Below are 12,824 nucleotides of genomic sequence, written 5' to 3'. Positions count from 1 at the left end.
TCAAGAAATCACCATGCGGAAGGAAAGTTTATGGCGTTGTCCATGTTTCCAGGCATTCCCATTGCAGTTGGTTTATCCTAGAGAAAGGACGCAAGGCCCGGCATTGTTTCCCAAAACCTTTTGGTTATCTTCTCACGCAATTTTTCCGGTTACCTATGACTGGAATACATCAAAATAGAGTGCCTCATGTCCACATCATGGATGATTCCATCATTCGTTGTGAAGGATCATGGGTCATACCGCATCTCTCAATGCTGAATACGTTACTGACGGAAATCCAATGGCCGTTGGAGAGAGATCTGGTTTGGGATGTGGTGAATATTCGGGCCATGGATACGGGTGGTGCAATTGTGCTGTATCGGACGATTATGGAGCTTCGCTCAAAAGGGCACCACGTCTCGCTTGAAGGCCTCCGTCCGGAGTTTGAGGAACTGATGCAATTAGTTTCGAGCCATTGGGATCGAGTTCATCCCGCATTACCCGTGAAAGAGCATAAGCAGAAAAATTTCAAATGGTGGGTGTCCCGGCATACCGGCCCTATGGTGAAAGCGCTAGCGTTTGTCGGAGAGGCGACGGTTGATATGTTCCGTGCACTCCGACGACCTTCATTAATCCGATGGAGAGCGTTGTTTCACAGCCTTGACCGGGATGGATATCATGCGTTGCCGATTACCGGGTTACTCGCCTTTCTCATGGGTGTGGTGATTGCGTATCAGGGTGCCGAACAGTTGCGTCAGTTTGGAGCCAATATTTTTGTGGTGGATCTCGTCGGCATCTCATTGTTTCGTGAAATTTCTCCTTTGATCGTGGCCATTCTGATTGCCGGGCGTTCGGGATCAGCCTATGCTGCTCAGATTGGAACGATGAAGGTGACGGAAGAGTTGGATGCCGTCAGGACCCTGGGACTTTCGCCCATGCAATTGCTGGTACTTCCGCGGGTCTTTGCGCTCGTCATCGCGGTTCCCCTTTTGACGGTGTATGCGGATATTCTGGGAGTCATTGGAGGGGCATTGGTTGCTTCCAGTCAGCTGAATGTCAGCGGAGTGGAGTTTGTGGGTCGATTTGAAGAGTCCGTGGCGCTCCGGCACTTTTTCATCGGGATTGGGAAAGCCCCCTGTTTCGCCGTTATCATCGCCATGGTCGGCTGTTATCAGGGGCTTCAGATCCGTGGCAATGTCGATGATGTGGGAAAGAGAACCACGATTGGCGTGGTCCAAAGTATTTTTCTCGTTATCGTGTTTGATGCGGTGTGCAGCATTGTCTTTAGTTGGTGGAATATTTAACGATGGCATCAGAAGCTATTCATCACGCAAATCCTGTTATTGAAGTGAGCCACGTGTGTACCAGGTTTGGTGACGCCGTTGTCCATGAGGATGTCAATTTAACGATTATGTCGGGGGAGATCTTTGCTATCGCAGGTGGCAATGGTTCAGGAAAATCCACACTCTTGCGAGAAATCATTGGATTACACGTACAGGCTGAAGGAACCATTCGCCTGTTCGGACAGGACGTGGCAGGGTTAGGAGAGCAGGGCGCCCAGAATGTGTACCGGCGTTTGGGAGTCATGTTTCAGCAGGGCGCGTTATTCAGTTCGTTGACGTTAGCGGAAAATGTCGCCGTACCGTTAAAGGAGCATACTGATATCTCCCCGGAACTCATTCGCGACATTGTGGCCGTGAAAATTGCCACGGTCGAATTGCCCATGGACAGTGCCGATAAATTCCCCAGTGAATTGAGTGGGGGTATGCGGCGACGAGCGGCGTTGGCACGGGCGATTGTCATGGATCCGGAGCTCCTTTTTTTAGATGAACCCACTGCCGGCTTGGATCCCATCATTGCGGCGGGATTTGATGCGTTGGTCCTGCAGTTGAAAGCGGTACTAGGATTAACGGTGGTGATGGTCACGCATGACCTTGATTCTCTCTGGCGCATCGCCGATCGTGTCGCGGTGCTCGGGAATGGCACCATCCTGGGTGTAGGAACAATGCACGAACTGGCGGAATCAAGCGACCCGATCATTCATGAATATTTCCATGGTCCCCGGGGGAGGGCGGCCCAGAGTCAATATGAGGTTTCATGATGGAGCCCCGAGGGAATTACGTCATTGTCGGAGTGTTCGTCTTTGTGCTGGGTGCGATTGCGGTGGGAATGGTGTTGTGGTTGGGGAAATCGGATTACCGCGGTGCGTACGACCAGTACCATGCCTACATGCGGCAATCCGTGTCCGGGTTGAGCGTCGACTCGACGGTAAAATATCGGGGCGTGAACGTGGGGCGAGTGAAGGAGATTGCGTTGAATCCGGATAATACCGAGGAGGTGCGTTTGACGCTTGATATTCTTCGGGACACACCGATCAAGACCGATACGGTCGCGACGTTGGAAACGCAAGGATTAACCGGATTGGCGACGATGAATTTGGAAGGAGGAAGTCGCGAGGCTCCGAAATTGGAGCCCGAACCCGGTCAGGAGTATCCAGTCATTCAGACGAAACCCTCGCTCTTCTTTCGTTTGGATATGGCCATTTCGCGTCTTCTCTCGGAGCATGGGCTTTCCAAGCTTTTGAGTAGCCTGCATGGGTTGAGTGAAAACGCTGCGGCTTTCATGAATGAGGAGAATCGCTTAAAGATGGAAGGGATTCTGAATGACCTTTCCAAAGTGTCTCACACATTGATGCGGCATAATGAATCGATAGCTCAGGGAATTGACCGGGCGTCCGAAGCTGCCGAGAATCTGGCCATCCTGACCTCAACGGTGAACCAGGACATGCCAAGACTGGTCGCGCGAATTCACCAGAGTGTCACAGCGGTCAAGACGGTAGCGGAAGAATTGGCCCGAACCGGAAAGACGTTGGAGTCCATCGTTGAGGAAAGCCATCCGGAGATCCAGCAATTCACGCGCGAAACCTTGGGTGAGACCGGGCAATTAGTCATCGAACTCCGGCAGCTGACAAACACGTTGCAACGAGTGGCTCATCAAATCGAGCAGGAACCCGATTCGCTGATTTATGGTCGACCATCTCAACCCAGAGGTCCCGGAGAGTAAAGACATGAAAGCCATATTCCTGCTGGCGGCCATAATCCTTTCGACAGCACTTTCCGCCTGTGCACTCTCTCGAGGGACGGATGAGCCGGTGCGGTCGTATGTCCTGGAAATAGGGGAAGGTGGGGAAGCCCGGGGAACGGATAGATCCCGTCCATCGAATTTGCCAAGTCTTCTTGTGTCGCTCCCTCAACCTGCTCCGGGATATGGATCGCAACGAATGGCCTATGAACAGGTTCCCTATGAAATTCGCTATTTTGCCACCAGCCAATGGGTCGATTCCCCCGCCCGAATGCTGGCCCCGTTAATCATGAATGCACTCGAAGGCAGTGGGGAATGGGGTGCGGTGATTCAACTGCCTTCCGTGCTTCGAGGGGACTATCGCTTGGACCTCTCCCAGGTGGCGTTGGTTCAGGAATTCACACAACAGCCGAGTCGAATTCGATTGGCACTGCGGGTACAACTGGTGACCGTTTTTGACCCGCGCGTCATTGGAACGCGGATTTTCGAATTTTATGAAATGGCGCCCAGCGAAGATGCGTATGGTGGCGTGCAAGCTGCCCAAAAAGTCGTTGGGAAGTTGTTGGTTGAGCTACAACACTGGTTGCAGGGCTGTCTGCAAACAGCGAAATCGTCGCATTGTTAAGTGACACATTCCATCGGATTTTTCCGAATCTCCGTGAGGGAAGGAGGGCCTTGAGTATGTCGAGGAGGCATCATGTATCCGTATGGTGGCAAGTGGGGAGCATCGCACTGATCGGGCTGACACTCTGGTTGATCCCGGGTGAAAATGTCCAGGTGGTACACGGACAGGATACCTCAGTGGAAAAGGGTAAAGGCCTCTATCAACGATTGTGTTCGGCCTGCCACGGAAAAGCCGGAAAGGAAGAGGCCTATCCTCTCTTTGATCCGCCGCCTGCAGATTTGAAGGCCCCGGCAACTCAGAACAAAACCGATGAGGCGTTATTGGAGACGATCCGGAACGGGCATCCCAACACGGCCATGGGGAAGTGGGAATATGCCTTATCTGAGGAGGAGATGAAGGAAGTCCTGGCGTATATCAGAACGTTCGGAGGAGCAAAATAGTCGCGTGGTCGACTCAGGGAAAAAGTACATAGATCTCAATTGGGTTGATGCACATGTTTCAGGCGCTTGCTTTTTTTTAATATGTCCATTATTCTAGACATATGGAAATTAATGACGCTCTTCTGGCTTTTAATGCTTTGTCTCAGGAAACGCGGCTACGTGTCTTTCGTCTGCTGGTGGAATATGGTCTGGCAGGCGTACCCGCCGGGACGTTGAGCGAGGCCCTGGCCATTCCCCATAACACCCTCTCCTTTCACCTGTCGCACATGAGTAATGCGGGACTGGTCCGTTCTCACCGAAAAGGCCGATCAATTATTTACAGCGCCAACTTTGAATTTTTTACCGATCTGATTCGCTATATGGTCAAAGACTGCTGCCGCGAGGATATGGCCAGTATCCGGGACAATAAGAAAAAGAAGTGCAGCATTATTGAACTCTCGAATTGTTGCCAACCCACACACAAGGAGGCCCATTCATGAAACGTCTTCATATCCATATCGGCGTCGAACAGTTGGAAGAAGCCATCGGGTTTTACAGCAAGCTGTTTGGAGCGGAACCGGTTAAACGCAAACCGGACTATGCCAAATGGATGCTTGACGATCCCTGCGTCAATCTGGCCATCTCCACCCGGTCATCCACGAAAGGCGTGGATCACCTGGGCATTCAGGTTGAGGAGAAACAGGAGTTGGACGAGATCAGGCAACGATTTCAAGCCGGGAATCTCGCGGTAGCAGAGGAAGGCGAGGCTTTGTGTTGTTATGCCAAATCGGATAAATCCTGGGTAGTGGATCCTGCCGGAGTCCCGTGGGAAGCCTACCGTACGATGGAAGACGCGGAAATTTTTTCAACTCATTCGGCGAACACGGATTCTGCATGTTGCGAACCGTCTGTTCTGGCGAGTCCCGAGGCGAACATGCCGGTACAGGAATCCAGCGGCTGCTGTACCAATGTCTGAAGAACCAATAAAAGTTCTGGTTCTCTGTACAGGTAATTCGTGCCGCTCCATTATGGCCGAAGCCCTCTTTAACCACATGGGCCAAGGACGGTATCGGGCGTGGAGTGCAGGAAGTCATCCGGCCAGATACGTCCATCCGGGTTCCGTCTCGACCTTGAAACGGCATGGAATTGATCCCGGCCAGCCGTACAGCAAATCGTGGGATGACATGATTTCACAGCCTTTTGACCTGGTCATCACGGTCTGCGATCAAGCTGCCGGAGAAGCCTGCCCGATCTTTTCCGGTCACCCGCGTAAGCTGCATTGGAGTATTCCTGATCCGGGCAGGGTGATCGGTACGAAAGAAGAAATTAACGCGGCCTTTGACCAGACCTTTTTCCTGCTCAAGTCACGAATCGAAGAGGTTCTGTCATGACCGCGTCCGCCCCACGCCGTTTGTCATTTCTCGACCGCTATCTCACGGGGTGGATCCTCCTCGCCATGGTGGCCGGCGTCACGATCGGCTCGGTTTTCACCGGTGCACCGGCATTGGTGAATAGCCTTACCCTTGGTACCACCAACATTCCTATCGCCATTGGCCTCATGCTCATGATGTATCCCCCGCTGGCTCGTGTAAGGTATGAAGAGCTGCCGTTGATTTTTCGTGATTGGAAAATTCTCCTCCTGTCACTGGTGCAAAATTGGATTATCGGCCCCTTGCTCATGTTTGGTTTGGCCGTGATATTCCTCCACGATTCACCGGAATATCTGACCGGGCTCATCCTAATCGGGCTGGCGCGGTGTATTGCCATGGTGCTGGTCTGGAATCAACTCGCCGAAGGCGACAACCAATATGTGGCGGCCCTGGTGGCCTTCAATAGCCTCTTTCAATTGATCTTCTTCAGTGGATTGGCCTGGTTCTATTTGGACATTCTGCCTGCGGTATTAGGTCTGGCTGTGGAAGTCGTCGACGTCAGCTTTCAGACGATTGCCGAAAGTGTCTTCATCTATCTGGGCATTCCCTTTGTGTTCGGGTTCCTCTCACGCTGGATCGGGATCAGACAAAAAGGCCGCGAGTGGTATGAACGGGGGTTTCTCCCGAAGATTGCTCCTCTCACGCTGATGGCACTGCTGTTCACGATCTTTGCCATGTTTACGCTCAAAGGCGGCATGGTGCTCAGTCTCCCCGGAGATGTGGTTCGTATTGCCCTGCCACTCATTCTCTACTTCATCCTCATGTTTCTCGTCAGCTTTAGCATGGGCAAACTCATCGGGGCCGATTATGGCAAAACTACGGCCACCTCTTTCACGGCAGCCAGCAATAATTTTGAACTGGCCATCGCCGTAGCCATCGCCGCATTCGGCCTGGGATCGTCCGTCGCGTTTGCCACCGTCATCGGACCTTTAGTTGAAGTACCGGTACTCTTAGCTCTCGTCCATGTCGCGCTCTGGTTAAAAAAGAAATGGTTTGCCAAAGATCCGGCATCCGTTCCCCTTACCTGACCCATCAAGTTCATCCCCTCTGCCTGGTCGATCGTTGATTGCCTAATATTTCCAGACATGCCAACATAGGCATAAAAGATTCTGAAACGCATCATCGAGGGTAATCCAAAGAGGAGAACCATTGTGTATCGTCTACACCAAATAAGCACCATTATCATTGGGCTGATCATCCTACTGGTTCTTTCCGGATGCACCAATCATCCTGCAAAAGCCGCAGATGCCTCTCTTAATCCGGTGGAAATTAAAGAATGGCAGGTGCCTTGGGACCAGACGAGACCGCGTGATCCGTATGTGGACCAGCAGGGCCGCGTATGGTTCGTGGGGCAGGGAGGTGATTACATTGCCGTGCTCGACCCTGAGCTCGGACAGTTTCATCAATTCAAATTGGATCCCGGTACCGGTCCGCACAATCTGATTGTGGATAAGGAAGGACAGGTCTGGTACGCCGGAAATCGCGCCGCCCACATCGGAAAACTTGATCCATCCACCGGCAAGATCATCAAGTATCCCATGCCCGATCCTACAGCCCACGACCCGCATACTCTGGTGTTTGGCCATGATCGGGACATCTGGTTTACGGTACAACAGGGGAATTTCGTGGGGCATCTGGATATGGCCACCGGAACGATTCAACTCATGCCCCTCCCAACCGCACAAGCTCGTCCTTATGGCATCGTTCTGGATCCCACCCACTCCCCATGGTTTACTGAATTCGGGACCAACAAGTTGGGGACGATAGATCGGACGACAAAGACCGTTCGAGAAATTCCGCTTTCACGTACCGAAACACGACCACGACGCCTGGCGGTGACCTCTAACGGTGTCATTTGGTATGTGGATTATGCCGAAGGGTATCTTGGATCTTACAACGCCAAAACAGGCGACATTCAGGAATGGTTGGCGCCGGGAGAAGCCGATGCCAAACCTTACGGGATGACCGTCGATGACCAGGACCGGGTGTGGTTTGTGGAAACCGGCGCGCATCCTAATCGCCTCGTCGGATTCGATACCCGAACTCACACCTTCCTGAGTCTGACCGATATTCCCAGCGGCGGTGGAAGCGTCCGTCATATGGTCTATCATCATCCAACGAAATCCATTTGGTTCGGCACGGATGCCAATACCATCGGTCGCGCCAGGGTTCCCTAGCAATGTCCCTTCTTGGCCTTGCTGTCATTTCGACCAAAGGGAGAAATCCTTTCTATGGCACATGCCTATTATGTTTACCTCCTGACCAATTGGAACAACAATTTCATGTATGTAGGAATGACCAATAACTTAGAACGCAGAATGTGCGAACATAAAAAGAAACTTGTGAAATGGTTTACCCAAAAATACAACATAAACAAACTCGTGTATTTTGAAGAAACTCAAGAGGTGAATGCAGCCATCATTCGAGAAAAAGAAATAAAAAAATGGAGGAGAGAGAAAAAGAACTCCTTAGTAAACGGAGAAAATCCACAATGGAAGGATTTAAGTCTCGAATTTCAGGATTCCTCACTTTGTTCGGAATGACAATCTTGAGTGTGAGTTCAAATCATGAAAACTCATTCCTATCATTCATTCTTGTCTTATTCTATTTTGAACAAAAATGATAAGGTGAAATAGCATCATGGGGAGAGCAATGACGGGCCGCCGTCATTAACCAAGGAGTTGGCATGTCCATCAAGCTGTATTCGTCGAAATATGCGCCGGGACGATCCTGTCTCCGGTACTTCCTCATCGCTATCTTCGTCACGGCACTTCCCCAGTTAAGCTTTGGCGAGATGGACGACGCGTCGCCTTCATCGGAGGAGAGTGCGGCATTCAGTCAATTGGGAAGTATTGAATTTCCCGCATCAGGATCTACAGAAGCCCATCCCCATTTTCTACGGGGCGTCGCGGCCCTGCATTCGTTCTGGTATGAAGAAGCCATCGAGGCTTTTCGTCGGGCGACCACGATTGATCCAGATTTTGTGATGGGATATTGGGGTGAGGCGATGGCGCATAATCATCCCGTCTGGAGTGAAGAAAACATTGAAGCGGCACAGGCGGCGCTGGGGAAAGTTTCCGATACGGCGTCTGTAACCGTCAGAGAGCGTCAGTACCTCCAGGCCGTGAACACGTTATTTGCTGAGGGAGACAAGCTTGACCGCGACCAGGCGTATGCGGCTCGAATGGAAAGCCTTGCCAGTGAGTATCCCGAAGATCTTGAAGCCACCTGCTTCTATGCCCTGTCCCTGCTCGGGTTGGCTATTCATTATGATGAAAAGCCGGACCTTCAGGAGAAATATCGCGTCCAGGCTGGTGCCTTGGCCTTAGGGGTATATGGAGTAAATCCCAATCATCCGTGTGCCGCGCATTACACCATTCATGCATTTGACGATCCGATCCACGCCATCCTGGCCCTTCCTCAAGCCCGTCGGTATGCCAAAATTGCTCCGGAAGCGCATCATGCCCAACATATGCCGGCCCATATATTTGTTCAACTGGGTATGTGGGACCAGGCAGCGGCCTCCAACAAAGCCGGATGGAAAATTTCACAGGCCTGGGTTAAGGACAAGCAGTTGCCATTATCGCTTCAGGATTATCACAGCCTGTACTGGTTGCAGTATGCCTATCTCCAACAAGGCCGGTACAACGCCGCCGCAGCCCTGATATTGGAGAAGCAACAGGATATGGCGCAATCGTCATCCGGCGAACAGACACCGGTTCTTGGCTATGACCGCAAGGTCTGGCGGAATTACGATCAGATGGTGGGTGCCTTTATTATAGAAACCGAACGATGGGAGCTGGCGGATCAGGCGTGGAACGTGAATGACTATCGCTTTGGGGACGAGTCGCCATCGATGTCCGTCTATATCCGCGAATTTGCGCAGAACATGGCCACGCTGAGAAATCAATCAGTTGCTCACCGGATACACCCTGGTTTAGGTTCGCCGGTTCCCGAGCCTTCCACGCAGTCATCTGAACCGTTTACCGGACAAATTTGGAAATTGCAGATTGCCGCGTTGAAACATCTCATCAACGGCGACCATTCAGATGCCATTCGTATGCTTGATCAGGCCACCGCCCTGGAAGAATCCCTCCCGCCTCCTTCCGGCCCACCAGATCTCATCAAGCCCACCCATGAACTGTATGGCGAAATACTGTTGGGCATCGACCGGCCCAATGAGGCGCAACAACAATTTGAACGATCACTGTTATGGCATCCCAATCGGGCACGTTCACTTCTGGGTCTGGCACGGGCGGCAGCTCAATTGGGCCATATCCAGGCGACTCGTCAAGCCTATAGCAATTTTCTCAATATATGGAATCAGGCCGATTCGGATCTCCCCGAGGTGAAGGAAGCAAAATTGTTCATTCAAAATGCTCCCTACGAATAAAAATGAATATCCCTCTTTGGCAAAGAGAAGCTATAAGGAATGTGTTGGTTGTGAAGATTCCCTGAATGTTCTCTTAGGCGTCAGTTAGGAGAAGCTGTAAGCTGAGTTTTGAGCTGAATTGTACGCCATCCTTTTCTCTGGCCTTCACTAAGCTTTTAAGAGTATCCTCTAGAATAGATTTTTGATCTACAGGCCTCTTATATTAAAAGATCCAACGAAACTGCTCAGAGTTTGTCTGTATTATTTCTTTTGTTGCGCTTTTGAAAAGTGTGCAAACTTTGGAATGAAATTGTAGAATGCAAATTAATTATTTAAAATCTGAATGAGTAAGAGAACCTCGGTGAGTCTTAAAAAGTTAAAAGCATCAAAACAGGTGGTTCGCACTTCTGGCAGAGGTGAAGAGTACCGGCATTACTCGAAAGCTCCTCTCACGGAGGCAGTTCTGGATATTAGAGTTGAACTGCCAAGCGAAATAACACTCCAGGAATTAGCAAAACTTCAGTCTGGGCAAGAAAAGCGATACCCCAAAAAAGACGAAAGCTTGCTTGTTGGGCAAATGTCCATGGGATCGCAAGATAGTGCTTCTGCTAGTCAAACTCCAAATGGGTATCGTTTCACTAGCCAAGACAATAGGCAGATTTTTCAGGCAAGAATTGACGGGTTTACATTTAGCCGCCTTGCTCCCTATGAGACTTGGGATTCTTTTCGAGATGAGGCTCGTCGATTATGGGAGTTGTATCGCTCTATAGCTAAACCCAAAAATATTACACGCCTTGCCCTCAGATATATTAATAAGCTGGATCTCCCTCTGCCTCTTGGAGATTTTAAGGATTATTTAAGAACAGTTCCGGAAATTTCTCCTGACATGACACAAGGGTTAAGCGGGTACTTTATGCAATTGCAGTTACCACAAGCCGATTTAGATGCGCTCCTGGTATTAAATCAAACACTCATTCCTCCGCCAGAACCCAGTATTGTCTCTGTTGTCTTGGATTTTGACTTATTTTGCAAAGACAATGTTCCCAACGAAGATCAAGATATTTGGAAACGTTTTGAGGTTCTACGAACAAGAAAAAATAAAGTATTTGAGGCCTGTATAACAGATAAAACCAGGAGGTTGATCACCTAATGCCTACCCTGACGATTCCACAACCAAGGAATTTTCCTCTTTATCAACCCCTGACATTGGATTCAATGTCCCGTCCTCCATTACATGGCTCCGCCGGACAAGAACTAGTACGCGTGGAAGAAAAACTTTTGGAATATTGGAAAATCAGTTGTGAGCAAATACATATCCTTCGCGAAGCTCACGAAACATTTAATTACCAGGCTATGCCCTCTAAGAAGACGTTTATAGTCCCTATTCGCTATTACCTTCGTGGTCGAGGCGAGCCGCTTGCTTATCAAGTCGACGACAAATAATGATTGAGCCATTCTGGGATCAGATCGATGGTTCATCCCTCAGACAAGGCGATTATTTGCCTGATTGCTATGTCCCTATATTTCTTGATCCAGCCGTTGGGCCAGACCCTCAGAATGTTCCCATAGATGTTTTTAACCTGATTGTTATCACACAAAGTTGCGATCTTGAGCAAAGCAAAATCCGCCTTGTGGCTGTGTGCCCCATTTTTTCCATTGAGGATTTCGAGAAAAGAAATCCCGGGTTCAAGAAGAAGGGTAGGTGGAATGAAGTTCGGAAAGGAAGGTTGGAAGGGCTTCACATGCTTGGCGCGCAAAATAATCCCACAAATAATCGAGAAGCTTTTGTCGTGGATTTTCGAGAAATCTATAGTCTTCCCTTTGAGTATTTAGTCAAACATGCCGGAGGATTAAACTCTCGTTGGAGGTTGAAATCTCCCTTTCTTGAACATTTCTCTCAAGCATTTGCACGCTTCTTCATGCGGGTTGGGCTACCATCTACCATTCCAGAATTTCAATGAACAATTTACCTCCCCAATATCACGAGATAGACAGAGCAAGAAATTAACTGTATGCCTGTTGAGGTTTTCTGTGCGGAAATCCATTGTTCTAGGGTATCGGAGTACCGGCAGAGGCCCTCATTATGAATTTAGAAGTTGGGCTCAATAACCCATTCATCTGGCTACTGCTAAATATGATGGATCAATCACCTCGATCTTAATTCATTGCGATTGTCATCGCTTTGCCTTCTGGATTGAGGTATGATTTTTTATGGTGATGAAACGACTTTTTCTCGTATTTCCTTTCCTGTGTGGAATCTTTTTTCTTTTCGGGTGCACTTCTCTTCCGGCTTTGTCTGTCCAGCCTGAGTCGCCGGAAGTTCTGCTGGTCAATGTCACTCCGTTGGACGCCACGATGTTTGAACAACGGTTGCAAGTCGACTTGCGTGTTCGGAATCCCAATGATTTTGATCTGGAGGTGACCGGCCTTGATTTCACCCTGCACCTTAATGATCAACGACTTGCCCGTGGCCTGACCAATAAGGCTTCGACTATTCCGAGACTGGGGGATGCCGTCATTTCCGTCGAGACCACGACCTCCACACTCGATGTGATACGCCAACTCCTTCAACTCTCCCAACGGCAGGAAGTCTCTTATCAGGTCGACGGTATCCTGTATGCCCAAGGGGCCAAGTTGCCGTTTAAAAACAAGGGAGTCCTACTGGATACAAACGAAATCTCCGGCTCATCGCCCGGTTCTTGAATAAGCACCCGCTCCCTCCTTAGAAGTATTTCTCCTCCAGATTTTTTTTCAGCCAGCCTATTCCCCCTCATTTAAAAAAAATGTGACATTAGTTTTGAAATGGGACTCGAATTTTTCTCACCCCTCTGAGCAAAGAGGAAAACACAATTTATGTCCACAATTGCTTGTGGTCTTACTACTCGGGCACAATCTCTTTCGATTGCCATGACATTTAT

Annotated in this window: 16 protein-coding genes; all 16 read left to right on the top strand. The window is 49.9% G+C overall.

What is annotated here, in order from left to right; genetic code table 11:
* Positions 1-197: 197 nt before the first annotated feature.
* The 16 genes from ACTRXD_RS10685 to ACTRXD_RS10610 all read left to right on the top strand — a co-directional run bounded on the left by ACTRXD_RS10685 (position 198) and on the right by ACTRXD_RS10610 (position 12,609).
* The gene (locus tag ACTRXD_RS10685) at positions 198-1,283 is read left to right on the top strand and encodes an MlaE family ABC transporter permease (RefSeq protein WP_442431800.1); all 1,086 of its coding nucleotides are present in this window, start codon (positions 198-200) and stop codon (positions 1,281-1,283) included.
* 2 nt (positions 1,284-1,285) lie between these two features.
* Positions 1,286-2,080 (top strand): ABC transporter ATP-binding protein, encoded by a 795-nt coding sequence (locus ACTRXD_RS10680; protein WP_442431799.1) that lies wholly within the window; start codon positions 1,286-1,288, stop codon positions 2,078-2,080.
* Positions 2,077-3,042, top strand: a complete 966-nt coding sequence (locus ACTRXD_RS10675; protein WP_442431798.1) for an MlaD family protein — start codon at positions 2,077-2,079, stop codon at positions 3,040-3,042. Before ACTRXD_RS10680 ends, ACTRXD_RS10675 begins: the two co-directional genes overlap by 4 nt.
* 4 nt (positions 3,043-3,046) lie before the next feature.
* Positions 3,047-3,685 carry an ABC-type transport auxiliary lipoprotein family protein gene (locus ACTRXD_RS10670; RefSeq protein WP_442431797.1) on the top strand — a complete coding sequence of 213 codons (639 nt, stop codon included), beginning with the start codon at positions 3,047-3,049 and terminating at the stop codon, positions 3,683-3,685.
* Positions 3,686-3,741: 56 nt separating this feature from the next.
* Entirely contained in the window at positions 3,742-4,125 is a 384-nt protein-coding gene (locus ACTRXD_RS10665; RefSeq protein WP_442431796.1) for a c-type cytochrome, read from the top strand.
* A gap of 101 nt (positions 4,126-4,226) precedes the next feature.
* On the top strand, positions 4,227-4,604 hold the full coding sequence (locus ACTRXD_RS10660; protein ID WP_442431795.1) for an ArsR/SmtB family transcription factor: 378 nt from the start codon (positions 4,227-4,229) through the stop codon (positions 4,602-4,604).
* The gene (locus ACTRXD_RS10655; protein WP_442431794.1) at positions 4,601-5,080 is read left to right on the top strand and encodes an ArsI/CadI family heavy metal resistance metalloenzyme; all 480 of its coding nucleotides are present in this window, start codon (positions 4,601-4,603) and stop codon (positions 5,078-5,080) included. Before ACTRXD_RS10660 ends, ACTRXD_RS10655 begins: the two co-directional genes overlap by 4 nt.
* A complete protein-coding gene (locus ACTRXD_RS10650) occupies positions 5,073-5,495 on the top strand; it encodes an arsenate reductase ArsC (RefSeq protein WP_442431793.1) in 423 nt (140 codons plus the stop codon). The genes ACTRXD_RS10655 and ACTRXD_RS10650 overlap by 8 nt, the downstream gene beginning before the upstream one ends.
* Positions 5,492-6,562 carry an ACR3 family arsenite efflux transporter gene (arsB, locus tag ACTRXD_RS10645; RefSeq protein ID WP_442431792.1) on the top strand — a complete coding sequence of 357 codons (1,071 nt, stop codon included), beginning with the start codon at positions 5,492-5,494 and terminating at the stop codon, positions 6,560-6,562. Before ACTRXD_RS10650 ends, arsB begins: the two co-directional genes overlap by 4 nt.
* A 123-nt stretch (positions 6,563-6,685) precedes the next feature.
* Positions 6,686-7,711, top strand: a complete 1,026-nt coding sequence (locus ACTRXD_RS10640; RefSeq protein ID WP_442431791.1) for a Vgb family protein — start codon at positions 6,686-6,688, stop codon at positions 7,709-7,711.
* 54 nt (positions 7,712-7,765) lie between these two features.
* A complete protein-coding gene (locus tag ACTRXD_RS10635; protein WP_442431790.1) occupies positions 7,766-8,077 on the top strand; it encodes a GIY-YIG nuclease family protein in 312 nt (103 codons plus the stop codon).
* 143 nt (positions 8,078-8,220) lie between these two features.
* A complete protein-coding gene (locus tag ACTRXD_RS10630) occupies positions 8,221-9,927 on the top strand; it encodes a hypothetical protein (RefSeq protein ID WP_442431789.1) in 1,707 nt (568 codons plus the stop codon).
* Positions 9,928-10,267: 340 nt separating this feature from the next.
* The gene (locus ACTRXD_RS10625) at positions 10,268-11,056 is read left to right on the top strand and encodes a TIGR04255 family protein (protein WP_442431788.1); all 789 of its coding nucleotides are present in this window, start codon (positions 10,268-10,270) and stop codon (positions 11,054-11,056) included.
* A complete protein-coding gene (locus ACTRXD_RS10620) occupies positions 11,056-11,349 on the top strand; it encodes a hypothetical protein (protein WP_442431787.1) in 294 nt (97 codons plus the stop codon). Before ACTRXD_RS10625 ends, ACTRXD_RS10620 begins: the two co-directional genes overlap by 1 nt.
* 299 nt (positions 11,350-11,648) lie before the next feature.
* Complete coding sequence (locus ACTRXD_RS10615) at positions 11,649-11,867, top strand: hypothetical protein (protein ID WP_442431786.1); 219 nt, start codon at positions 11,649-11,651, stop codon at positions 11,865-11,867.
* Positions 11,868-12,117: 250 nt separating this feature from the next.
* Complete coding sequence (locus tag ACTRXD_RS10610) at positions 12,118-12,609, top strand: LEA type 2 family protein (RefSeq protein ID WP_442431785.1); 492 nt, start codon at positions 12,118-12,120, stop codon at positions 12,607-12,609.
* Positions 12,610-12,824 lie beyond the last annotated feature (215 nt).

Origin of the sequence: Nitrospira sp. T9, from assembly GCF_052156535.1 — a bacterium.
Lineage (GTDB): Bacteria > Nitrospirota > Nitrospiria > Nitrospirales > UBA8639 > Nitrospira_E.
Note: the sequence above shows the minus strand (reverse complement) of the source record. Positions and strands in the feature narration are given on the sequence as shown.

Excerpts from the sequence above, each read along its gene's own strand:
- ACTRXD_RS10675 (WP_442431798.1), top strand. The coding sequence starts at position 2,077 with ATGATGGAGCCCCGAGGGAATTACGTCATTGTCGGAGTGTTCGTCTTT.
- ACTRXD_RS10620 (WP_442431787.1), top strand. The coding sequence starts at position 11,056 with ATGCCTACCCTGACGATTCCACAACCAAGGAATTTTCCTCTTTATCAA.
- ACTRXD_RS10670 (WP_442431797.1), top strand. The coding sequence starts at position 3,047 with ATGAAAGCCATATTCCTGCTGGCGGCCATAATCCTTTCGACAGCACTT.
- ACTRXD_RS10655 (WP_442431794.1), top strand. The coding sequence starts at position 4,601 with ATGAAACGTCTTCATATCCATATCGGCGTCGAACAGTTGGAAGAAGCC.
- ACTRXD_RS10610 (WP_442431785.1), top strand. The coding sequence starts at position 12,118 with ATGGTGATGAAACGACTTTTTCTCGTATTTCCTTTCCTGTGTGGAATC.
- ACTRXD_RS10630 (WP_442431789.1), top strand. The coding sequence starts at position 8,221 with ATGTCCATCAAGCTGTATTCGTCGAAATATGCGCCGGGACGATCCTGT.
- ACTRXD_RS10665 (WP_442431796.1), top strand. The coding sequence starts at position 3,742 with ATGTCGAGGAGGCATCATGTATCCGTATGGTGGCAAGTGGGGAGCATC.
- ACTRXD_RS10685 (WP_442431800.1), top strand. The coding sequence starts at position 198 with ATGGATGATTCCATCATTCGTTGTGAAGGATCATGGGTCATACCGCAT.
- ACTRXD_RS10650 (WP_442431793.1), top strand. The coding sequence starts at position 5,073 with ATGTCTGAAGAACCAATAAAAGTTCTGGTTCTCTGTACAGGTAATTCG.
- ACTRXD_RS10615 (WP_442431786.1), top strand. The coding sequence starts at position 11,649 with ATGCTTGGCGCGCAAAATAATCCCACAAATAATCGAGAAGCTTTTGTC.
- ACTRXD_RS10680 (WP_442431799.1), top strand. The coding sequence starts at position 1,286 with ATGGCATCAGAAGCTATTCATCACGCAAATCCTGTTATTGAAGTGAGC.
- arsB (WP_442431792.1), top strand. The coding sequence starts at position 5,492 with ATGACCGCGTCCGCCCCACGCCGTTTGTCATTTCTCGACCGCTATCTC.
- ACTRXD_RS10635 (WP_442431790.1), top strand. The coding sequence starts at position 7,766 with ATGGCACATGCCTATTATGTTTACCTCCTGACCAATTGGAACAACAAT.
- ACTRXD_RS10660 (WP_442431795.1), top strand. The coding sequence starts at position 4,227 with ATGGAAATTAATGACGCTCTTCTGGCTTTTAATGCTTTGTCTCAGGAA.